Origin of the sequence: Marinobacter persicus (genome assembly GCF_900114155.1) — a bacterium.
Lineage (GTDB): Bacteria > Pseudomonadota > Gammaproteobacteria > Pseudomonadales > Oleiphilaceae > Marinobacter > Marinobacter persicus.
In genome coordinates this window covers 90,221-111,352 of record NZ_FOSC01000003.1, presented here as the reverse complement: position 1 = coordinate 111,352, position 21,132 = coordinate 90,221, and the positions used below count along the sequence as shown (strand labels likewise).

At 57.1% G+C, this 21,132-nt stretch carries 20 protein-coding genes; 4 read left to right on the top strand and 16 right to left on the bottom strand.

The window, feature by feature from the left end:
- Positions 1 to 4: 4 nt before the first annotated feature.
- The 5 genes from BMZ63_RS04165 to BMZ63_RS04145 all read right to left on the bottom strand — a co-directional run bounded on the left by BMZ63_RS04165 (position 5) and on the right by BMZ63_RS04145 (position 4,909).
- Positions 5 to 1,357 (bottom strand): APC family permease, encoded by a 1,353-nt coding sequence (locus tag BMZ63_RS04165; protein WP_091702079.1) that lies wholly within the window; start codon positions 1,355 to 1,357, stop codon positions 5 to 7.
- Positions 1,358 to 1,380: 23 nt separating this feature from the next.
- Positions 1,381 to 1,737, bottom strand: coding sequence for a hypothetical protein (locus BMZ63_RS04160; protein WP_091702076.1), 357 nt, complete (start codon positions 1,735 to 1,737; stop codon positions 1,381 to 1,383).
- Between the two features lie 108 nt (positions 1,738 to 1,845).
- A complete protein-coding gene (locus BMZ63_RS04155; protein WP_091702074.1) occupies positions 1,846 to 2,595 on the bottom strand; it encodes a copper resistance protein B in 750 nt (249 codons plus the stop codon).
- Entirely contained in the window at positions 2,592 to 4,292 is a 1,701-nt protein-coding gene (locus tag BMZ63_RS04150; RefSeq protein WP_091702071.1) for a copper resistance system multicopper oxidase, read from the bottom strand. The genes BMZ63_RS04155 and BMZ63_RS04150 overlap by 4 nt, the downstream gene beginning before the upstream one ends.
- Before the next feature lie 89 nt (positions 4,293 to 4,381).
- On the bottom strand, positions 4,382 to 4,909 hold the full coding sequence (locus BMZ63_RS04145; RefSeq protein ID WP_091702068.1) for a cupredoxin domain-containing protein: 528 nt from the start codon (positions 4,907 to 4,909) through the stop codon (positions 4,382 to 4,384).
- Between the two features lie 194 nt (positions 4,910 to 5,103).
- Between BMZ63_RS04145 and BMZ63_RS04140 the strand changes: the two genes are divergently transcribed.
- Positions 5,104 to 5,769 (top strand): response regulator transcription factor, encoded by a 666-nt coding sequence (locus BMZ63_RS04140; RefSeq protein WP_091702066.1) that lies wholly within the window; start codon positions 5,104 to 5,106, stop codon positions 5,767 to 5,769.
- Entirely contained in the window at positions 5,756 to 7,084 is a 1,329-nt protein-coding gene (locus tag BMZ63_RS04135) for an ATP-binding protein (RefSeq protein WP_091702063.1), read from the top strand. Before BMZ63_RS04140 ends, BMZ63_RS04135 begins: the two co-directional genes overlap by 14 nt.
- A gap of 17 nt (positions 7,085 to 7,101) precedes the next feature.
- Here the strand turns inward: BMZ63_RS04135 and BMZ63_RS04130 are convergent, their stop codons facing one another.
- On the bottom strand, positions 7,102 to 8,307 hold the full coding sequence (locus BMZ63_RS04130; RefSeq protein WP_227663507.1) for an MFS transporter: 1,206 nt from the start codon (positions 8,305 to 8,307) through the stop codon (positions 7,102 to 7,104).
- Positions 8,308 to 8,448: 141 nt separating this feature from the next.
- Positions 8,449 to 12,078 carry a bifunctional proline dehydrogenase/L-glutamate gamma-semialdehyde dehydrogenase PutA gene (gene putA, locus BMZ63_RS04125; RefSeq protein WP_091702061.1) on the bottom strand — a complete coding sequence of 1,210 codons (3,630 nt, stop codon included), beginning with the start codon at positions 12,076 to 12,078 and terminating at the stop codon, positions 8,449 to 8,451.
- A gap of 197 nt (positions 12,079 to 12,275) precedes the next feature.
- On the opposite strand from putA, the gene BMZ63_RS04120 reads away from it, so the two are divergent.
- A complete protein-coding gene (locus tag BMZ63_RS04120; protein ID WP_091702058.1) occupies positions 12,276 to 12,728 on the top strand; it encodes an Lrp/AsnC family transcriptional regulator in 453 nt (150 codons plus the stop codon).
- A gap of 13 nt (positions 12,729 to 12,741) precedes the next feature.
- On the opposite strand, the gene BMZ63_RS04115 is transcribed toward BMZ63_RS04120, so the two are convergent.
- Positions 12,742 to 13,383, bottom strand: a complete 642-nt coding sequence (locus BMZ63_RS04115) for a Crp/Fnr family transcriptional regulator (protein WP_091702055.1) — start codon at positions 13,381 to 13,383, stop codon at positions 12,742 to 12,744.
- Between the two features lie 107 nt (positions 13,384 to 13,490).
- Here BMZ63_RS04115 and BMZ63_RS04110 point away from each other — a divergent pair, with 107 nt between their 5' ends.
- On the top strand, positions 13,491 to 13,679 hold the full coding sequence (locus BMZ63_RS04110; protein WP_091702053.1) for a YgaP family membrane protein: 189 nt from the start codon (positions 13,491 to 13,493) through the stop codon (positions 13,677 to 13,679).
- Between the two features lie 90 nt (positions 13,680 to 13,769).
- On the opposite strand, the gene BMZ63_RS04105 is transcribed toward BMZ63_RS04110, so the two are convergent.
- The 8 genes from BMZ63_RS04105 to thrS all read right to left on the bottom strand — a co-directional run bounded on the left by BMZ63_RS04105 (position 13,770) and on the right by thrS (position 21,129).
- Entirely contained in the window at positions 13,770 to 14,135 is a 366-nt protein-coding gene (locus BMZ63_RS04105) for a MerR family transcriptional regulator (RefSeq protein WP_091702050.1), read from the bottom strand.
- Positions 14,116 to 14,418, bottom strand: a complete 303-nt coding sequence (ihfA, locus tag BMZ63_RS04100; RefSeq protein WP_091702048.1) for an integration host factor subunit alpha — start codon at positions 14,416 to 14,418, stop codon at positions 14,116 to 14,118. Before ihfA ends, BMZ63_RS04105 begins: the two co-directional genes overlap by 20 nt.
- A gap of 3 nt (positions 14,419 to 14,421) precedes the next feature.
- A complete protein-coding gene (gene pheT, locus BMZ63_RS04095; RefSeq protein WP_091702045.1) occupies positions 14,422 to 16,794 on the bottom strand; it encodes a phenylalanine--tRNA ligase subunit beta in 2,373 nt (790 codons plus the stop codon).
- 66 nt (positions 16,795 to 16,860) lie between these two features.
- Positions 16,861 to 17,859: a phenylalanine--tRNA ligase subunit alpha gene (gene pheS, locus BMZ63_RS04090; RefSeq protein WP_091702042.1), complete on the bottom strand. Its 999-nt coding sequence runs from the start codon at positions 17,857 to 17,859 to the stop codon at positions 16,861 to 16,863.
- A 134-nt stretch (positions 17,860 to 17,993) separates the two neighbouring features.
- A complete protein-coding gene (gene rplT / locus BMZ63_RS04085) occupies positions 17,994 to 18,347 on the bottom strand; it encodes a 50S ribosomal protein L20 (RefSeq protein WP_091702039.1) in 354 nt (117 codons plus the stop codon).
- A 28-nt stretch (positions 18,348 to 18,375) separates the two neighbouring features.
- The gene (gene rpmI, locus BMZ63_RS04080; protein WP_091702036.1) at positions 18,376 to 18,567 is read right to left on the bottom strand and encodes a 50S ribosomal protein L35; all 192 of its coding nucleotides are present in this window, start codon (positions 18,565 to 18,567) and stop codon (positions 18,376 to 18,378) included.
- 94 nt (positions 18,568 to 18,661) lie between these two features.
- Positions 18,662 to 19,207 carry a translation initiation factor IF-3 gene (gene infC / locus BMZ63_RS04075; RefSeq protein WP_091702033.1) on the bottom strand — a complete coding sequence of 182 codons (546 nt, stop codon included), beginning with the start codon at positions 19,205 to 19,207 and terminating at the stop codon, positions 18,662 to 18,664.
- Positions 19,204 to 21,129 (bottom strand): threonine--tRNA ligase, encoded by a 1,926-nt coding sequence (thrS, locus tag BMZ63_RS04070; protein ID WP_091702030.1) that lies wholly within the window; start codon positions 21,127 to 21,129, stop codon positions 19,204 to 19,206. Before thrS ends, infC begins: the two co-directional genes overlap by 4 nt.
- Positions 21,130 to 21,132: the final 3 nt, after the last annotated feature.

The following is a 21,132-nucleotide window of genomic DNA, read 5'->3' as shown; positions in this document are numbered from 1 at the left end:
GGTTTCAGTGGTGGTGATGATGAGAGTGCCCACCTTCTGGCGGCTCAATTCCGGCCGATTTCTTCAGGAAAATCTGTTCCGCAACTGCGATCACAATCATTGTCGCGACGGCTACGCCGATGACAAACGGGTCAGTATTCAGTTTGACCCAGACAAAGCCCCCGAGTGCGAGCAAATCCAGAAAAATGGCGGTGGCTGGCACCCATACGTTGGCCTTTATGTCTTTGCGTAAATAGCGCAGCACCCCCCAATGGATGGCAATATCCATAATCAGGTAGAACACGATGCCCAACGCCGCAATTCGTGAAAGGTCAAAGAACGCCGTCAGAATGATCCCCAGCACCACAGTGTAGACCAGAGTGTGCTTCTGGATGCTGCCTGGCATGCCGAAGTGCCTGTGGGGAACCAGCTTCATTTCGGTCAGCATGGCCAGCATACGCGAGACGGCAAAAATGCTGGCCAGAATGCCGCCGGCCGTGGCCATCATGGCAATGGCGACGGTAAACCAGACGGCATACTCTCCCAGTGCCGGACGCGCCGCAGCGGCAAGAGAATAATCCTGAGTCTCGATAATTTCAGCCAGAGACAGATTACTGGCGACGGCAAATCCGACCAGGGTGTAGATCACCACGCAGGCCGCAATAGAAATAATAATGGCTCGCCCGACGTTCCGCTTAGGGTCTATTACTTCGGAGCCGCTGTTGGTAATGGTGGTGAAGCCCTTGAAGGCCAGTATTCCCAGTGCCGTCGCACCGAGGAAGTTGCCCATGGTTCCGGCCTCTCCAGGGCTAGAGAAATCGACCGAAATGCTGTCGGCGACCCAGACACCCACCAACCCGAAGATCAGGATGCCCCCGATTTTCAGAATACCGATGAAGGAGGCTACACCCTGAATCATTCGATTGCCCAGAAGGTTAATCAGAAAGGCTGCAATGATCAGGGACACCCCGAGAATGGGCACCATTCGCCCACTTTCGTCGCCACCAAAAAGCTGCATGGTGTAGGAGCCGAAGGTGCGCGCCAGAAAGCTCTGGGCAATTACCATGGAAAAATACATCAGCAAGGCGTTGAACGCGGTCGGTAGCCGGTTTCCGTAGGCCTTGTGCAAGTACATGCCAATGCCACCGGCTGACGGATAGGCATTGGAAATCTTGATGTAGGAATAAGCGCTGAAGCTGACAATTACGGCGGCCGCCAGGAACGACAGCGGGAACAGAACACCTGTCATCTGGGCCATCTGGCCGGTCAACGCAAAAATACCGGCGCCAATCATGACGCCGGTTCCCAACATAACGGTTCCTGGCAGAGTGAGGCTGCCTTCCTGATAGCGAGTGGTTCTGTCCTGCTCGTCGCGCATTCAACCTCCGGTTGGTCTGGTGTCTATTTACGTTTCATAGGTGGAATTTTCGAACAGCAAAACGGCTCATGTTTGGCATTGGCTCGAACGTTCTCATCGGTAAATCGGTACCAGGCCAGTTTCCTTCGGGTCCACCACCCGCTTTTCAGCCGGCCCCCGCGGGCCGTTATCAGTTCCACCAGCTCATCGGTAGACCAGTGAGTGCCGTCGTAAATGACATGCAGTTTGTTGCCGGATTTTCGCTCTGCGAAATCAACGCAGGGATGATGAGTAAGCTCCTGGATGAAATCCTTCCACTGACTTTCATCAAGATCTTTGACCGTCAGCTTCCTGCTTAGCAGAAAGCCCTCCTGGCTTGTTGCTTTGTGTGCTTTGGTCATGAAGTTGAACCTCTTCGCCTGGTTATCTTCCCCACCATCACAACATCTCAACCTGAATCACTACTGAAAAAGGCCAGGGAAATTAACCCTGGCCCGCTAAAAGCGGAATCAGAAAGCGATGCGTGCGCCGATTACGGCAAACCAGTCTTCCGTGCTGCCACTCTCGGCCTCAGCAATATCGGCGGTATCACCATACTTACGCTCATGCACCACACCAATGTAGGGCGAGAAAGCGCGATCGACCAGGTCATAACTCAGGCGCAGACCGGTTTCGGTGGAAACCAGCCCCTTGCCAACGCCGATTTCCCGGTCTTCGCTGAACGCCACGGTGGCATCCACCGCGGCGGACAGAATCCAGTAGTTGGTCAGCAACAACTCGTATTCAGCATCCAGCCCGGCGGATGTGTCGCCTTCCTCGTTTACATAAAGGTTGGCATCAATCTCGAACCATTGCGGCGCCAGGCCGGTTATGCCAAGAACGGCATAGGTGCGGTCTGGACCCTCGGGCGTGTCGAACCGGACACCGGCCTTGGCGTCAAAGAAGTCGGAAATCGGAACCTGCGCGACCAACTGGTTTTCCAGCCCCTCGTAGGCCTGCTCCTCAATGGCGTATTCCCCTTTGGTCAGCCACCGGACTTTCAGATCATCAGTTCCGTAGAAAAAGTCCGCGCTCCAGACGCCTAGCTCCTCATCGTCATCACTGTACCGATATTCAAGCTCCTCGAACTGCACTCCCCAAGAGGTCAGAGCCTGCTTCCGGGAGGTGGTGTCGGCAATCATTTCCTGAGCGGCCACAGCGGTTGGAAAAACCATCGAACCGAGCAGGCTGACGGTTATCAAAGATCGAATACGGCTCATGCATCACCTCCTTCTTCAATCGCAACGTCTGTCTTTGCCTGAGTCGAATCCGGGCCGCCCTCTACTATCACCTTGCGGAACATACCGGCTGCTGCGTGATAAGACAGATGACAATGGAACGCCCACTGCCCCGGCGCATCAACTTCGGTTTCCATGTACACGGTGGTGCCTGGCTGAACGCTGACGGTGTGCTTGATGGGGTTCCATTTGCCCGCGCCGACATCCAGGATCGACCACATGCCATGGAGATGCATGGGGTGCGTCATCATGGTTTCATTCACGAATTTAAAGCGAACGCGCTCGCCATACTGGAGACGAATCGGGTCTGCATCTTCGTATTTCACGCCATTGATGCTCCAGGTGTAACGCTCCATATTGCCGGTCAGCCGCAGCTCGATTTCCCGGGTTGGCTCGCGCTCTTCATAGAGAGGTTTCTGGGCTTTCAGGTCTGCGTACGACAGGAACTTACCGTCATTGGCAGCAACCGGCATGATGCCACTGCCCTTCGCGTAAAACGGATCACTCGGCTGGCCGTCATCACCGCCCATCTTGGAATGATCCATACCGTCCATGGAGCCATGGTCCATGTCCTGCATGTTGGAGTCGTCCATATTTTCCATGGAAGAATGGTCCATGTCTCCATGATCCATTCCCGGCATGCCGGCCATGTCTGCCATGGTGAGCCGTGCCGGATCACGCATCGGGGGTACGGGTGCTTCCATGCCTTCTTCCGGAGCCAGCGTAGCCCTGGCATAGCCAGAACGGCCCATGGACTCGGCGAAGATGGTGTGCGCTCGCTCATCTTTGGGATGAACAATCACGTCGTAGGTTTCGGCAACGCCGATTCGGAACTCATCCACGTTGACCGGCTGAATGTTATTACCGTCGGCCTGAACAACCGTCATATCCAGCCCGGGAATCCGGACATCGAAATACGTCATGGCCGATGAGTTAATGAATCGCAGCCGAACCCGCTCGCCGGGCTCAAACAGGCCGGTCCAGTTCTGCGCCGGCCCCTTACCGTTGATCATGCCGGTAAAGCCCTGAACATCTTCAACATCCGCTTTCATCATGCGCATGTCGCCCCAGGCCATACGGTCCTGGATGGTGTCCATCAAACCGTTGCTGGAGGCATCCGAGAAGAACTCCCCCACAGTCTGCTGCTGTCGGTTGTAGTAATCCGGCATCATCTTCAGGTTCCGCATGATGCGATCACCGGAATGGGGATGCTTGTCGGTCAGCTGGATCACGTATTCCCGGTCATACCGGAACGGCTCCCGCCCCTCTGGTTCGATAACGATGGCCCCGAAGGCACCGTCGGGCTCCTGAAAGCCGGAATGGCTGTGGAACCAGTAAGTTCCGGCCTGGGTTATCGGGAATTCATAGGTGAAAGTCTCTCCCGGTTGAATGCCGGGAAAGCTGATGCCGGGCACGCCATCCTGCTCGAACGGAAGAATCAGTCCGTGCCAGTGGATAGATGTCGCCTCATCGAGGTTGTTGGTTACATTAATCCTGACATCCTCGCCTTCCTTGAAACGCAGGACCGGCCCCGGGGATTTTCCGTTGTAGCCGATACCCTCTTTCACAAAATCACCGGTATCGATTTCCACCCGGTCGACCGTGAGATTGTATTCTCCGGCCAGCACCAAAGCCGGCATTAACAGGCTCAACAGCCCCGTCAGCAGACGTACTTTCATGGGCTTTACTCCAAAACAACACTGCATTAAGTCCGGATTGGCTATAACATCGCCAATCCGGAAAACTACTTTTTTATCAACAACCTGAATTACTTTAAGTTAATCTCGCCATACATGCCGGCCTGATAGTGGCCGGGCACGTTGCAGGCAAACTCGACATTGCCCTTGTCGGAAAACGTCCAGACCACCTCCTGGCTCTCACCCGGCTCCAGCAATACGCTATTCGGATCGTCGTGCTTCATGGAGTGGCCATTGCCCATATCCATGTTCATCATGTCGTGGTGAATCTGCCCTCCCTGAATAACACCATGCTCAACCATCATTTTCATTTCCTTCTGATGGGCGTCGTGCATGCCGGGAGTGCCAATATTGAATTCGTGAACTAGGTTGCCTTTGTTCTCCACAACAAAGCGCACTGTTTCGCCGGGTTCTACGTCAATCATTTCCGGCTCGTAGTAGTTGTCATACATTTCAACGTTGATGGTTCGGCTCGCCTGGGAAGCCTTGCCGGGCTCGCCGCTTGCCATACCATGGCCATGGCCGTCGGCTCCGGCTGCAAACGTGGCTGCGGGCATCGACACTACCGCCGCAATAACCAGAAATTTTGATGCATTCATCCCGTCTTCTCCTGTGAAATAATGTGCTCTGGCTTGCTCTGAAAATTGAGCAATGCCAAGAAACCATTGCTACCATCTCGCACGAACCTGAATTCTTTCTGAAAAAATCAAAGTATTTGCCGTTCAGGCTGAATTCAGGTTGATCAACGACACTGGGGATATACCCTCACCTCACCCCCGAAAAGGACAGACTCATGCGTTTACTGCTCGTCGAAGATGATCGTTTGCTGGCTGATGGGCTGAGTGGTCAGTTGGAGAAAGCGGGATTCAGTGTTGATACAACCTACACCGCCAGGGAAGCCTTGATTCTGGGTGAGCAGGAAGACTATCGGGTGGCTGTTCTGGATCTGGGACTGCCGGACGGTAATGGTCTGGACGTACTGAGGAAATGGCGCATGAACCGGGTCAGCTGCCCGGTACTGATCCTGACCGCAAGGGGCGACTGGCAGGACAAGGTCAATGGCCTGAAAGCCGGCGCAGACGACTATCTGGCCAAGCCCTTCCAGACGGAAGAATTGATTGCCCGCCTCAACGCCATCGTGCGACGAAGCGAAGGCCGGGTTCATTCCACAGTGACAGCGGGCCGCTTTGAGTTGGACGAGAATCGCCAGAGCCTGAAGCTCAATGATGGCACCGAACATAGCCTGACCGGCACCGAATTCCGGCTATTACGCTGCCTGATGAGCCGCCCCGGCCATGTTTTTTCAAAGGAACAGCTGATGGAGCAACTCTACAATCTGAACGAAAGCCCGAGTGACAATGTTATTGAGGCCTACATTCGAAGGCTAAGAAAGCTGGTGGGCAATGACACCATCTCGACACGGCGCGGCCAAGGGTATCTGTTCAATGACGGTGTTTAGAAAACCGGCGTCCGTCAAGGGAGCCCTGCTCGCTCTGTTATTGCCGGCCGGTATCGGCCTGATGGCGCTGGCCTGGCTGGTCCACGGTCTGTTGCTGGACCGCATGGCGCGGGAGTTTGTTGAAAGCAGGCTCCAGGACGAAGTCGCGTTTCTTGAACATCAGATTCGCGATTCCGACGGCAAGCTGGACACGCTGCAGACCGGTGATTATTTCCAGGACGTGTTTCATCACGCTTTTGCCATACACTCGCCCTCCCGGACCATCATTTCGCCGGAGGCCTGGGAACCTTTGTTGATGCCTCTGGTTGAGTCGGGCCAGGATGGCACGCTTCGGGTTCATGGCTCCGAAATAGCTGATGCACCTTCGGATATTCTTGCCTACCGCCAGTCATTTCGCGTGGGTGATACCCCCATCGTTGTTATCGTTTCCGAAGATCTCGGTGCGCTGAAGCGCAGCCAGTCAGAGCTGCATGCCTGGACTGCGATTGTGTCTATTTTACTGATTCTTCTGCTGGTTTCGGTGATTTGGCTTGGCATCAATCTGTCACTGAGGCCCGTTGTGACCCTAAAGGCAGCGTTAAGGCGGCTGCAGGATGGAGAGATTTCACGTATCGATGTCGAGGCCCCGGAAGAATTTCGCCCACTTGTTCAACAGCTCAACCAATTGCTGGACTCTCTGGACCAGCGGCTGGAACGTTCACGGGATGCCCTGGCCAACCTGTCCCACAGCGTAAAGACACCCATCGCGGCAGTCCGGCAGATTCTGGAGGACGAAGGCCGCCCGCTCGACAATGATCTGAGGCATCAGATGGCGGTCCGCCTTGACGACATCGACAAACAACTGGAAGCGGAAATGCGCCGAAGCCGCTTTGCCGGGCCTCAGGTTGGAAAAAGCGCTTACCCGTTAAAACAGTCGAGAGATTTGCTCTGGATGCTGGGCCGTCTGTATCCGGAAAAGTCTTTTGAGCTGTCCAGCCCGCTCGCGGAGGAAAGTCGTTGGCCAATTGAAGAGCAAGACCTGAACGAGATACTGGGCAACCTGCTCGACAACGCAGGCAAATGGTCGTCACAGTGTGTAGAGCTCTCACTAGAGCAAGGCAACGGTGTCGCGCGAATAGTGGTCGCCGATGATGGACCTGGCGTTGAAAAAAGCGAGGTAGCGAATCTCGGGCAGCGTGGGTTGAGGCTGGACCAGCAAATGCCCGGACACGGGCTGGGGCTTGCCATTGTCCGGGACATCGTCAGTCGCTATGGGGGTGAGATCAGCTTTATGAATGGCTCCGGTGCCGGCCTGCGAGTGGTGATTGAACTTTAAATCCTGCGCCAGAGCCATCACTTGGCTCTCGGTTGCCCCATCATCCGCTTCATAACGATCACAAACACCGCAATGCCAAGCCCCGACACACCAAACGCCAAGGCAAAACCGCCTATTTCCAGCACCAGACCAAACATCAGCGGAGCCAGAAAATGAATCGCCCGGTTGGCCATCAGGCGCATGCCGAGCGCGCCCGAGCGCTTTTCACGGTCCACGCTCTCAGCCAGGATCACCATGGATAACGGCTGGGTGAGTCCTGAGCCTACGCCAACGACCACCGCCAGCAGGCCCAGCCAGAGGATCTGCTCGGAAATACCCAGCAAGCCGATGCCGGCCGCCAGCGCCCCGAGTGACAGCAGCACCGTCGGCTCTCGGCCACCGGCAGCGGCAATAATCCGGGCCATGAACGGCCGCACCAGCATGGAAACGCCGGCCCGAAGGCTGACCAGCACGCCGATTACTACTGGTGTCAGCGCCAGGCTTTCCAGATAAACCGGCAGGTAGCTGCCATACACGCCCAGGGCAAACATGCCCAGTACCGTGACCAGAACCGATACCTGCACGCCCCGGTTGGCCCGCATCAGTCCCCATTGCGCACGAAAGCCAACCTGTTTGCGTTTAACCGCCAGCCGTTCGCGGGCCTGGCCTGTCAGCATCAAGCCGGTGATGCCGGCCAGTAACGCAAAACCGGCCATCACCAGAAACACCGGCCCCACGCCGTCACTGTTATCCATAATCGCGCCCGCCAGCAACGGACCGATCACCTGCCCGCCCGACAACCAGGTGGCGTACCAGCCAAAGTATTTTTCCAGCTGCGGCCCGGTCCCCAGGTTGGAAATGATGGTCTGGGCGGACAGCACCATCTGCAGGTGCGCCAGGCCAATCAATAACTGGCCCAGCACCAGGCCGGCATACCCATACCAGAAATGCACCGACAACAGCCCGGCCACTAACAGGGCCGCTCCGGCCATCAGGGTGGCCCGGCCGCCATAACGTGTGACCACGCCACCCAGCGGAATGGCCAGCAACAGCGGCAAAAGATACTGGCTACTGAGAATCGCCCCCAGCGCCACCGGTGAGGCCCCCAGTTGCAGGCCATACACCGGCACCGCCACGATCAGCATCGAATACACCACGAAACAGAACGTCAGCGACACGCAGACCACCAGGAAATTGCGGCTGGCTTCGGCTGGGGAGATGTCGGGCGGGGAGGAAGAGCTCAAGGTGATTGTCCGGTTCGGCTGAAAACTCGTAAGCGCACTATCTTACGCTTCACCGGTAAAAAGACAAAAAGGCCAGCCCCTTGCGGAGCTGGCCTTTTTGTTTCAGGAAACGCTCTAGTGACGCGCCCCTACCTGTTGCTGTTACTCAGCGGAGGCAATCAGACTGGCGTTACCTCCCGCTGCCGTGGTGTCGATGCACAGATGGCGCTCGATCACGTAGCGCTGATCCAGCTTGTGCTCGGTGATCAGCGGCAGCAAGGCACCGTCACGCTTGGAAAGGGCGAAGCGGTACTGCTTGAGCATTGGCTTTTCGGCAACACTCACGGCGGCCGCGAAACCTTCCAGTGTGGTCAGCGCATCCGGGTCCAGCACGCCGTCTTTGGCCACCACCGGCAGGCCCGCTGCAATAGCCTCGGCCATGGCCTGTTCGGCATCCGGGGCAATGACGACTACGCGGTTGCCCTGAGACAGCGCCACACCGGCCTGTTCGGAGGCCGATTTGGCATCCGGCCCCAGGCACAACACCACGCCACGGGCATGGCAGTACAGATGGTTCTGCTCACCGGTCGGCCCCGGCATTTCCTCGTAGCCTTCGTCCAGCGGTGCCGGCACCTCACCAAAGTAGGGTTTGAGGGCTTCCTGACGGCCCTCCGGTTCCGGTACCTCGATGTTCGCCACGGCATCGATCAGCTTCTGGGCATCGTCGTCGGTAACGACCTGATCAGTGGAAGCCATTGGCTTCTCAACCACCTCGCCTTTCATGAAGCGGCGCACGTACTGGGGACCACCGGCTTTCGGGCCGGTACCGGACAAGCCTTCGCCACCAAACGGCTGGGAGCCGACAATGGCCCCGATCTGGTTACGGTTCACGTAGGTGTTGCCCACGTGGATGCGGCTGGCAATGTGCTCGATACGGCTATCGACCCGGCTGTGAATACCGAAAGTCAGGCCGTAGCCACGGCCGTTCACGGCATCAATCACCTTGTCGATGTCCTTGGCTTCAAAGGTGGCCACATGCAACACCGGCCCGAAGATTTCCTCTTCCAGCTCTTCAATACCGCTCACCTGTAGCACCGCCGGTGAAACAAACAAGCCATCGCTCGGCACATCCAGTTTCTTCAGCAACTTGCCCTGCTGCTCGAATTTGGCGCAGTGGTCCACGATTTTCTTCCGGGACTCTTCATCAATGACCGGCCCCACATCGGTAGACAACTGCCAGGGGTCACCAATGCCCAGCTCTTCCATGGCACCGTAGAGCATTTCCAGCAGATTGTCGGCAATGTCTTTCTGCACATACAGCATGCGCAGCGCCGAACAACGCTGGCCGGCACTCTGGAAAGAAGAGGCAAGCACGTCCCGCACTACCTGCTCTGGCAGTGCGGTAGAATCGACAATCATGGCGTTCAGGCCACCGGTTTCCGCCACCAGTGGGGCATCCGGCGCCATGTTCTCGGTCATCGCCTTGTTAATGATCTGCGCGGTGTCGGTGCCACCGGTGAAGCACACACCGGTCACCCGTGGATCGGAAGTCAGCGCCGAGCCCACAGTGGCACCATCACCTGGCAGCAGCTGCATGGCGGCTTTTGGTACGCCAGCCTCGTGCATCAGTTCGGCAGCCCGAACTGCCAGCAACGAGGTCTGCTCTGCCGGCTTGGCCACCACCGCATTACCGGCGGCCAGGTTGGCCAGAATCTGGCCGGTGAAAATGGCCAGCGGGAAGTTCCAGGGCGAGATACAACACATCACGCCGCGCGCTTCACCGGCATCCTTGTAGCGAATACCTTCATTGGCATAGAACATGGCGAAATCCACGGCCTCGCGTACTTCCGCCACGGCATCGAGTAGGGATTTACCGGCTTCGCGGGTGGTCAGGGCGAACAGTTCGTGTACGTTTTCCTCGTACAGATCCCCGACTTTGCGAATAATTTCCGCACGTTTTTCCGCCGGAACCGCCGACCACTCCTTGAAGCCATCCTGGGCGGCATCCAGTGCGGCGCTGACATCCGCTTCCGATGCGTAAGTGATATGACCGACCACGTCTTCAGGACGGGCCGGATTCCGCACTTCGATGGTGTCACCACCGGAAGCGGTACCGGCAAACACCGGTCCGAACTGCCACTGGTGGTGCTTGTAACGACCACGGCCTTCATCCAGCTCCGCCACGGTGACCGAGTCGGTCAGATCCCAGCCCTTGGAATTGCGGCGCTGCTCACCGAAGATTTTCGCCGGCGGCACAATAACCTGGCTGGACAAATCGTGGCCAAGTTCATTAACGGCATCAATCGGGTCCCGGGCGATTTCTTCCGGGGTGATGCTGGTGTCGACAATCTGGTTCACAAACGAACTGTTGGCGCCATTTTCCAGCAGGCGGCGCACCAGGTAAGCCAGCAAGTCCTTGTGGGCGCCCACCGGAGCATAAATGCGGCAAGGCACGCCACTGTCTTCAATCACCTGGTCGTGCAGGGATTCACCCATGCCGTGCAAGCGCTGGAATTCAAACTTGGAGCGGTCCAGGTCAGCAGCCAGATGCAGCACCGCCGAGACCGAGTGGGCGTTATGGGTGGCGAACTGCGGATAAATCCGGTCGGTCATGCCCAGCAGTTGGCGGGCGCAGGACAGATAGGACACGTCACTGCATACCTTGCGGGTAAATACCGGGAAATCGCTCAGGCCCATGACCTGGGCGCGCTTGATCTCCGCGTCCCAATAGGCGCCCTTTACCAGGCGCACCATGATGCGGCGATCCAGCTTCTCGGACAGTGCATACAGCCAGTCGAGGGTTTGAGCCGAGCGCTTGCCGAAGGCCTGGACCACAACGCCAAAGCCGTCCCAGCCTTCCAGCTCCGGATCGGCCAGAATGGCTTCAATGACATCCAGAGAGATGTCCAGGCGATCCTGCTCCTCTGCGTCGATGTTGAAGCCCATGTTGGCGCGGGCGGCTTTTTTCGCCAGCTCCAGAGCCCGGGGCAACAGCTCCTCCATCACCCTTTCTTTCTGGCCGTACTCGTAACGGGCCAACAGCGCAGACAGTTTGACGGAAATCCCCGGGTTGGTGCGCACGTCGCCTTCGCAGCGTTTGGCAATGCTGTCGATTGCCCCGGAGTAAGCATTGAAGTATCTCAGCGCATCGGCGTCGGTGCGGGCGGCCTCGCCCAGCATATCGTAGGAATAGGTGTAACCCCGCTGCTCCTGGGCACGGCCGCGCTCCTGGGCCTCTTCGATATCCCGGCCCAGAACAAACTGCCGGCCCATTTCTTTCATGGCCTGGCCGGCAACCGTGCGCACCACCGGTTCACCCATGCGCTTGACCATCTTGCGCAGGGTGTCGCCCACACTCTGGCGCTCGGAGTCTTTCAGCAGGTTGCTGGTCATCAGCAGTGCCACCGTGGCAGTGTTGATCAGGCCGGATTTGGCCTTGCCAACGTGGCCACCCCAGTTACCGGAGGTGATCTTGTCTTCAATCAGGTCATGGATGGTCAGGTTGTCCGGCACCCGCAGCAGGGCCTCGGCCAGACACATCAATGCCACGCCCTCTTTGGTGGTCAGGCCGTATTCGGCGAGGAATTTTTCCATGATGGTCGGGTGCGCATTTTCCCGCACGCTGCGAACCAGTTCGGCAGCACTGGCGGAAATGGCCGCCCGCTCCTCGTCACTCAATTGGGCGTCATCGATCAGCTTGTGAATGACTTGATACTCGTCTGCCAGGTAATTGTTGCGGATTGCCTGGCGCAGTTCCTGGAGCTCTGGTGCCGAAGCTTGGTTCAGAGTCATGGTCTACCCTCCTGATTATTGGAATACTGGCCCCATTCTAGCCAAGGCTGACTAACCCTTTTTCCTGTTAGCACCCCATGCACTATTATTAATTACTTTATTCTACGTAGTATTCGTACCTTTCGACTTGCGCTCAGGGTAAAATCAGGAACTTTGGCTAACGCCCGCATAAATCGACTACCAAAAGGATAGCAGCCATGGCGGATCTGGACAGAATTGACCTGTCGATCATTCGGGAATTGCAGAAGAACGCCCGCATCACGGTAACGGAACTCGCCTCCAAAGTCGGGCTGTCCAAAACCCCGTGCCAGGTACGCATGCGCCGGCTGGAAGATCAGGGTTATATCACCGGCTACAGTGCCACGGTCAACCAGACCAAGCTGGGGCTGAACCATGTCGCATTTGCCCATGTCACACTGAACGATACCAGCAGCAAGGCGCTGTCGGCGTTCAACGAGGCAGTCCGGCAAATCTCGGCAGTGGAACAATGCCATATGATGGCGGCGAATTTTGATTATCTGCTGAAAATACGCACCCGCAACATGGCCGAATACCGGCAGGTGCTGGGGGAGCAGGTGTCCAGCCTGCCTCACGTGCTACAGACCAGTACCTTCGTGGTGATGGAGAGCGTGAAAGACCGGGGCATGTAACATTCCCTGTCTTTCAGGGGGCAGGCGGACGGTTCATCAGTCCGGTTACTTCCACCCGGCCCCGGGCAAGGTGGACCAATTCCTTGCGTTCCAGCTCCTTGAGCAGCCGGCTGATCACTTCCCGTGCGGTGCCCAATTCAACGGCCAGTTCCTGATGGGTGATTTTCAGAAGACTCTGCCCTTTACGAGCCCGGGCCAGCAGCCATTCTTCCAGCCTTTCATCCATTCGACGGAAAGCCACCTCTTCCACCAGCAGCATCAGATCATCCAGGCGTCGGCCGTAGGATTCCATAATCCCCAGGCGGAAATCCGCCGATTGCTGCATCAGGTTGTCAAACAGCGGCCGGGGAATCATGGCCGCTTCGGTTTCAGCTTCCACCACCGCCTCGGCCCGATAGCCCCGGCCGGTCATCAGGCAGCCAATGGAAAGTGTGCAGATATCGTCGGAGGTCATCCGGTAAAGCACAATACTGTGGCCGGAGGCTCCGGTCATCTGCACTTTCACCCCGCCTTTGATCACCAGCGGCAGGCCCTGGCAGTGCTCGCCGGCACGGAACAACACCTGTCCCGGCTCGAAACGCATCACCTGCACATCACTCAGGGTTTCGCGTTTGAGAGCATCGTTCAGGGTATCGAAAATGCTGTGCGCCGCCATCGGGAAAGTCCTTATACTGCTGAAAGGTTGAGTGTGACTTTATCACTGAACAACCGGGCACTACAGGCTATTCTAAGCTTATAGTCAAACGAGAAGGAGGTTCAGAGATGACAGTCAATATGGGTTCCGCAGACCGGATTATCCGTGCCATTGTGGGTGTGGTATTGATCGCACTGGTGTTCGTTGGCCCGCAAACACCCTGGGGCTGGATTGGCATCATACCGCTGGCAACGGCTGCAATCGGTAACTGTCCGGCTTACAGCCTGCTGGGCATCAAAACCTGCAAAAAGCAGTAAGCTCCAGCCTGTCAGGGGTTGAGGCTTGGGGAAACAAAAAGGCCGGGGAGCAAGTGCTCTCCGGCCTTTTTGTTACTCGGGGACAAACGGCTAGCGGGTCGGCGTGTTCAGCACTTCCAGAACTTCTTCGAGTTCCGTGATCATCTGGCGGATCAGTTGTTTGTACTGGGAGGTGTCGTCCTTCAGCTCGGTGCCGCTCAGCTTCTGTTTGGCGCCACCAATGGTGAAACCCTGATCATACAGCAAACTGCGAATCTGACGGATGGTGATCACATCCGCCCGCTGGTAGTACCGGCGGTTGCCACGGCGTTTGACTGGCGACAGCTGTGGAAACTCCTGTTCCCAGTACCGAAGAACGTGCGCCTTGACCGCGCAAAGCTCCGCCACCTCTCCAATGGTGAAATAACGTTTACCGGGAATCGCCGGTAATTCGTTGTTATGACTGGGTTCCAGCATATGCTTCCACTTTCTGTTTCAGTTTCTGCCCGGGCCGGAAAGTCACCACACGCCGTGCGCTGATGGGAATTTCTTCACCGGTTTTCGGGTTGCGGCCCGGCCGCTGCTTTTTGTCCCGCAGGTCAAAGTTGCCGAAACCCGACAATTTCACCTGCTCGTTATGGCTGAGTGCGCTTCGGATTTCGTCAAAGAAAGCTTCCACCATTTCCTTGGCTTCGCGCTTGTTCAGGCCCAACTCTTCATACAAGCGTTCCGCCATGTCCGCCTTCGTCAAAGCCGCCATCGTTTAGCTCCTCAGTGTTGCCCCCAGCTCTTCTTTCAAGGCGTCGATCACGCCGTTGAAGAGCGTATGAACTTCGTCTTCGTTGAGCGTGCGCTCCGGATGCTGCCAGAACAGGCTGAGCGCCAGGCTACGGTTGCCCTCACCCAGGCTTTCGCCTTCGTAAACATCAAACACACGCAACGCCGTCAGGTGTTCGCCAGCATGCATTCGAGCCACATGTTCAACCTTGGCGAACGGGACATCGCTCCCGATAATAATAGCCAGATCCCGCCGAACTTCCGGGAATTTTGAAATGGCTTTGAAATTAGGCACATATCCGGTAACGATCGAATTCAAGAATAGCTCAAACATCAGGATCGTGCCATTAAGTTCAAGATTTTTCTGCACTTGCGGATGCAGGGTGCCCAGCCACCCCACATGCTCACCGTCGCGGATCAGCTCGGCGGTCTGGCCCGGGTGCAGGGCCGGATGCTGGCTCGGCAGAAATTCCACTTCAATGCCCAGCAGGTCAAACAGGCTTTCCAGTTCACCCTTAACATCGAAGAAATCCGTGGCACGGCGACCATTGATCCAGTTCTCCGGCGCCTGGTTGCCCACCACAACACCAGCCAGCATCGGCTGCTGATCAATGCCCTCTTCGGTCTGCTCGAAACGCAGGCCGGTTTCAAACAGGCGAATGCGCGGCTGTTGGCGATTCTGGTTGTGGGCCACGGTTTTCAGCAGGCCACTCCACAGGGTGGTACGCATCACCGACAGGTCCGAGGAAATCGGGTTGGCCAGGGCAATGCCCTCGTGGTCCGGGTCCACCAGCTGCTGGACTTTAGGGTCCACGAAGCTGTAGGTAATGGCTTCCTGGTAGCCCTGGGCCACGAAGAAATTGCGAATGGCGGAGGTCGGGCGGATCGCCTCTTCGCGCACACTCAGGCCCAACGAACCCACCGGTTCGGTCACCGGCAGATTGTTGTAGCCGTAAATGCGCCCTACTTCCTCGATCAGGTCTTCCTCGATGGCCAGATCCGGGCGGAAGCTCGGGGCGGTCACCTGCCAGCTTTCGCCGTTAGCCTCTTCGATGCTCAGGCCCAGGCGGGTCAGGATGTTTTCAACGGTGGCTGAATCAATGGCCAGGCCCAGTACATCGTTCAGGCGCTGCTGGCGCAGGGTGATTCTTGGGGCTTTCGGAAGATGCTCGTCCGAGGCCACTTCCACGATCTCACCGGGCTCACCGCCAACAATGTCCATCAGCAAACGGGTGGCGCGCTCCATGGCGTCACGGGCCAGCTGGTAATCCACACCCCTCTCGAAACGGTGGGAGGCGTCGGTATGCAGGCCGTACTCCCGGGCCTTGCCGGCCAGGGTGATCGGGTCAAAATAGGCCGACTCCAATACCAGGTCGCGGGTTTTCTCGCTGACGCCGGAATGCTCACCGCCCATCACGCCGGCAATGGCGATCGGCTTGTCGTGATCAGCAATCACCAGGGTGTCTTCGGTCAGCTGGACCTCCTGGCCGTCCAGCAATACCAGCTTCTCGGCTGGTTTCGCCATGCGCACGACAATGCCGCCGCTGATTTCATCCCGATCAAAGGCGTGCATGGGCTGGCCCTGCTCGAGCAGGACGTAGTTGGTGACATCCACCGCCGGGTCGATGGAGCGAATACCCGAACGACGCAGCTTCTCCTGCATCCACAAAGGCGTTTCGGCGGTCAGGTTCACGTTACGCAGAATCCTACCCAAATACCGGGGGCAACCGGCCGGTGCTTCAATACGGATGTCGGGCACTTCCGAATGCACGGCTTCCACCGCCTCAATGGCGGGGGCCTTGGTCGCCAGGCTGTTCAACACGCCCACTTCCCGCGCCAGGCCCTTGATGGACAGGCAGTCGGCGCGGTTGGGGGTCAGGTCCACATCAATGGTGATGTCGTTCAGGCCCATGAATTCACGGAAATCCTGGCCAGTGGTAGCGCTTTCGGGCAGCTCCATCAAACCATCGCTGGCATCGGACAGGCCAAGTTCGGCCTCGGCGCACAGCATGCCCTGGGAAGGCTGGCCGCGCAGTTTGGCTTTTTTGATCTTGAAGTTACCGGGCAGTACCGCGCCCACTTCGGCAAAGGGAACTTTCAGGCCGGCACGCACGTTGGGGGCACCACACACCACCTGAACAGTCTGTTCGCCATTACTCACCTGGCACACGCGCAGCTTGTCAGCGTCCGGGTGCGGTTCCACCGATTGAACTTCGCCAACCACCACGCCGGAGAACTCGCCAGCCACGGGTTCAAAGCCATCCACCTCGAGCCCGGCCATGGTGATCTGGTCCATTAATTCCTGAGAACCCAAACTCGGGTTAACCCACTCGCGCAGCCACTGTTCACTGAATTTCATGGTTTATGCCTTGTCCTGATGCCATTTGCCTGTTGATTGATTGCCGTCTTCGCGCGCTGAAAGCGTTTATCGGAACTGGCGCAAAAAGCGCAGGTCGTTCTCGAAAAACATGCGCAGGTCGTTCACGCCGTAGCGGAGCATGGCCAGGCGCTCCACGCCCAGGCCGAAGGCAAAGCCACGGTACTTCTCGGCATCAATACCGCAATGTTCAAATACTTTCGGGTGCACCATGCCGCAGCCCATGACTTCCAGCCATTTGATACTGCCGTCTTCCTCGCGCCCCCACTCAATATCCACTTCCGCCGAAGGCTCGGTAAACGGGAAGTAAGACGGGCGGAAACGAACTTTCAGATCGCGTTCGAAAAACACTCGCAGAAATTCTTCCACGGTACTCTTGAGATCGGCGAAGCTGACGTTTTCCTCCACCAGCAAGCCCTCCACCTGATGGAACATGGGGGTGTGGGTCATGTCGGAATCGCAGCGATACACGCGCCCGGGGCAGATCATACGGAACGGCGGCTTGCCATCTTCCATGGTGCGAATCTGCACCGGGGAGGTGTGGGTGCGCAGCACTGTGCCCGGGTTGAAATAGAAGGTGTCGTGCATGGCACGGGCCGGATGGTGGTCCGGAATGTTGAGGGCCTCGAAATTGTGGTAATCGTCTTCGATCTCGGGCCCCTGCTCCACGCTGTAACCGGCGCGGGCGAAAATGTCTTCAATACGTTGCAGGGTGCGGGTAACCGGGTGCAGGCCACCCAAATCCTGGCCGCGGCCCGGCAGGGTCACGTCAATGGTTTCAGCCGCCAGTTTGGCTTCAATAGCCGCCTTTTCCAGATCGGTTTTGCGGGCATTGATCGCCTGTTCTACCTGGCCCTTGGCTTCGTTGATTTTCTGGCCGGCCGCGGGGCGTTCCTCGGGAGATAATTTGCCCAGCGTCTTTGCCTGCTGGGTGATTACGCCTTTTTTGCCGAGGTATTCCACACGAATTTGATCAAGTGCCTGCAGGCTGTCCGCGCTTTCGACGGCGCTCAGCCCGTCCTGAACCAGTTGCTCCAGGTTTTCCATTGACCCTGCTCCAAACCAGAAATGGGGTGTTGTAAACAAAAATAGGGGAAGAGCGTGCCCTTCCCCTATTCAGAAAGCGCCGGGGTATGAAGCCGGCGCCGGATCGATCAGTAATCGATTGAGATCTTAAGCGATCACAGGGACGCTTTGGCTTTCTCAACAACAGCGGAAAATGCCTGCTGCTCGTTCATGGCCAGGTCGGCCAGAACCTTACGATCGATTTCAACGTTTGCCTTCTTCAGGCCTGCGATCAGACGGCTGTAGGACAGGCCGTTGGCACGGGCACCCGCGTTGATACGGGAGATCCACAGTGCACGGAACGCACGCTTGCGGTTACGACGGTCACGGTAGGCATACTGATGCGCCTTGATAACCGCCTGTTTGGCAACACGGAAAACACGGCTACGGGCACCGTAGTAACCCTTGGCCTGCTTCATGATTTTCTTGTGACGACGACGTGCTACCACGCCACGCTTTACACGAGCCATACTTTAATCCTTCTTAACCAGTGAGTGCTTAGTTGGCGATCATACGCTTGATAGAAGCTACATCAGACTTGGCAACCAGCTTGGTGCCACGCAGCTGACGCTTACGCTTGGGGCTCTTCTTGGTCAAGATATGACTGGTGAAGGACTGCTTGTGCTTGAAGCCGTTCGCGGTTTTCTTGAACCGCTTGGTGGCTCCGCTTTTGGATTTCATCTTGGACATTTTTTAAAACTCCGCATTCTATTATTTAAAAACAACATGTGACCCTGAACGACAAATCCCCCGCACAGGCGGGGGAGCCGTCACTGAATCAGGTTCACTTCTTCTTGCGGGGAGCCACAACCATGGTCATCTGGCGGCCTTCCATTTTCGGCCGCTGTTCTACCTGGGCAAGCTCGGACACATCTTCCTCAACCCGGTTCATGAGCTGCATACCAATTTCCTGGTGTGCCATCTCACGACCACGGAAGCGGATAGTGACCTTGCCGCGATCCCCATTCTCAAGGAAACGTATCAGGTTGCGTAGTTTGACCTGATAATCCCCTTCTTCAGTTCCTGGACGGAACTTGACCTCTTTGACCTGCGTCTGCTTCTGCTTTTTCTTGGCAGCCGCTTTGGCCTTCTTCTCTTCGAAGATTTTCTTGCCGTAGTCCATTATCTTACAGACGACCGGATCGGAATCCGTAACCTGAACCAGGTCAAGAGACGCTTCTTCTGCTTTCTCAAGTGCTTCCGCAATGGGAACAATCCCCACCTGATTGCCTTCGGCGTCGATCAGGCGGACTTCAGTTGCGTCAATATTGTTGTTGATGGGCGCTTTAGGAGTACGCCCACCCCGATTGGCTCGCTGTTTGATAATCAGATCTCCGTTTGGTTTCTACCTTTGCGTTCGACGTCTTGCTTCAACAGTTGCTCGAATTCGTCGACCGACATGGTTCCCAGGTCTTCGCCCTTGCGAGTCCTTACGGCAACGGCATTGTTTTCGATTTCTTTATCGCCAACAACGACCAGATAGGGAACCTTGTTAAGAGTATGCTCGCGAATTTTAAAGCCGATCTTCTCGTTTCTCAAGTCAGCATTTACACGATAACCGGCAGAATCCAGTTTTTCTGCAAGTTTCTGGCAATAATCGGCCTGATTGTCGGTAATGTTGAGTACCGCCACCTGCGTTGGCGCCAGCCAGGTCGGGAACGCGCCTTCGTATTCCTCGATGAGGATGCCGATAAAGCGCTCGAACGAACCCAGCACGGCCCGGTGCAGCATAACCGGTGTTTTGCGCTCGGAGTGGTCGTCCACGTATTGAGCACCCAGGCGGCCCGGCATGGAGAAATCCACCTGCACGGTACCACACTGCCATACACGGCCGATACAGTCCTTCAGGGAGAACTCGATTTTCGGACCGTAGAAGGCCCCTTCGCCCGGCAGCAGCTCCCAATCCACGCCTTCGCGATTGAGCGCCTGCTCCAGTGCCGCTTCCGCCTTGTCCCAAACCTCATCGGAACCCACCCGTTTTTCCGGACGGGTGGACAGCTTGTACAGAATCTCACTGAAGCCGAAATCCGCGTAGATTTCATGCAACATCTCGATGAAAGCCGATACTTCTTCCTGGATGGCGTCCTCTTCGCAGAAGATGTGAGCGTCGTCCTGGGTGAATCCGCGTACACGCATCAGGCCATGGAGGGCACCGGAGGCCTCGTTGCGGTGGCAGGAACCGAACTCCGCCAGACGCAGGGGCAAGTCCTTGTAGCTCTTCAGGCCCTGGTTGAACACCTGCACGTGACACGGGCAGTTCATGGGCTTGATGGCGTAGTCGTGTTTCTCGGACTCGGTGGTGAACATGTCGTCCTTGAACTTGTCCCAGTGCCCGGATTTTTCCCAGAGGGTACGGGACACCACCTGCGGCGTCTTGATCTCCTGGTAGCCATGCTTGTGCTGCTGGGCACGCATGTACTGCTCGATTTCCTGGTACAGCGACCAGCCATCCGGGTGCCAGAACACCATGCCCGGCGCCTCTTCCTGCATGTGGAACAGGCCAAGTTTCTTGCCCACCTTGCGGTGGTCACGTTTTTCGGCCTCTTCCAGACGATGCAGATAGGCCTTCAAATCTTTCTTGTTACCCCAGGCAGTGCCGTAAATACGCTGCAACTGCTCGTTGTTGTGGTCGCCGCGCCAGAAGGCTCCGGCCACCTTGGTCAGCTTGAACGCCTTGAGCTTGCCGGTGCTGGGCACGTGCGGGCCACGGCACAGGTCGATAAAGTCGCCCTGGCGGTAGAACGAGAGATCCTCATCACCCGGGATGTCCTGAATGATCTGGACCTTGTATTCCTCGCCCATGTCCTCGAACAGCTTGATGGCTTCGTCACGGGACATGATGGAGCGGGAAACCGGCAGATCCTGCTTGGCCAGCTCGTTCATCCGCTTTTCGATACGGGCCAGATCCTCATTGGTGAACGGGCGCTCGTATTTGAAATCGTAATAGAAGCCGTTTTCAATCACCGGGCCAATGGTGACCTGGGCACCGGGGAACAGCTCCTGAACCGCCATGGCCATCAGGTGGGCGGTGGAGTGGCGGATGATATCCACGCCTTCTTCATCGCGATCCGTGACAATGGCAAGCTCCGCATCGTCTTCGATCAGGTAACTGGTATCCACCAGCTTGCCATTCACCTTGCCGGCCAGGGAGGCCTTGGCCAGGCCGGCGCCGATATCGGCGGCCACATCGTGAACGGTAACGGGTTCGGAAAAACTGCGATGGCTGCCATCCGGCAGGGTCACTACGGGCATGGG

Bases quoted from the DNA above. Each gene is read 5' to 3' on its own strand.
- BMZ63_RS04165 (WP_091702079.1), bottom strand. From the start codon at position 1,357: ATGCGCGACGAGCAGGACAGAACCACTCGCTATCAGGAAGGCAGCCTC.
- BMZ63_RS04160 (WP_091702076.1), bottom strand. From the start codon at position 1,737: ATGACCAAAGCACACAAAGCAACAAGCCAGGAGGGCTTTCTGCTAAGC.
- BMZ63_RS04155 (WP_091702074.1), bottom strand. From the start codon at position 2,595: ATGAGCCGTATTCGATCTTTGATAACCGTCAGCCTGCTCGGTTCGATG.
- BMZ63_RS04150 (WP_091702071.1), bottom strand. From the start codon at position 4,292: ATGAAAGTACGTCTGCTGACGGGGCTGTTGAGCCTGTTAATGCCGGCT.
- BMZ63_RS04145 (WP_091702068.1), bottom strand. From the start codon at position 4,909: ATGAATGCATCAAAATTTCTGGTTATTGCGGCGGTAGTGTCGATGCCC.
- BMZ63_RS04140 (WP_091702066.1), top strand. From the start codon at position 5,104: ATGCGTTTACTGCTCGTCGAAGATGATCGTTTGCTGGCTGATGGGCTG.
- BMZ63_RS04135 (WP_091702063.1), top strand. From the start codon at position 5,756: ATGACGGTGTTTAGAAAACCGGCGTCCGTCAAGGGAGCCCTGCTCGCT.
- putA (WP_091702061.1), bottom strand. From the start codon at position 12,078: ATGACTCTGAACCAAGCTTCGGCACCAGAGCTCCAGGAACTGCGCCAG.
- BMZ63_RS04120 (WP_091702058.1), top strand. From the start codon at position 12,276: ATGGCGGATCTGGACAGAATTGACCTGTCGATCATTCGGGAATTGCAG.
- BMZ63_RS04115 (WP_091702055.1), bottom strand. From the start codon at position 13,383: ATGGCGGCGCACAGCATTTTCGATACCCTGAACGATGCTCTCAAACGC.
- BMZ63_RS04110 (WP_091702053.1), top strand. From the start codon at position 13,491: ATGACAGTCAATATGGGTTCCGCAGACCGGATTATCCGTGCCATTGTG.
- BMZ63_RS04105 (WP_091702050.1), bottom strand. From the start codon at position 14,135: ATGCTGGAACCCAGTCATAACAACGAATTACCGGCGATTCCCGGTAAA.
- ihfA (WP_091702048.1), bottom strand. From the start codon at position 14,418: ATGGCGGCTTTGACGAAGGCGGACATGGCGGAACGCTTGTATGAAGAG.
- pheT (WP_091702045.1), bottom strand. From the start codon at position 16,794: ATGAAATTCAGTGAACAGTGGCTGCGCGAGTGGGTTAACCCGAGTTTG.
- pheS (WP_091702042.1), bottom strand. From the start codon at position 17,859: ATGGAAAACCTGGAGCAACTGGTTCAGGACGGGCTGAGCGCCGTCGAA.
- rplT (WP_091702039.1), bottom strand. From the start codon at position 18,347: ATGGCTCGTGTAAAGCGTGGCGTGGTAGCACGTCGTCGTCACAAGAAA.
- rpmI (WP_091702036.1), bottom strand. From the start codon at position 18,567: ATGTCCAAGATGAAATCCAAAAGCGGAGCCACCAAGCGGTTCAAGAAA.
- thrS (WP_091702030.1), bottom strand. From the start codon at position 21,129: ATGCCCGTAGTGACCCTGCCGGATGGCAGCCATCGCAGTTTTTCCGAA.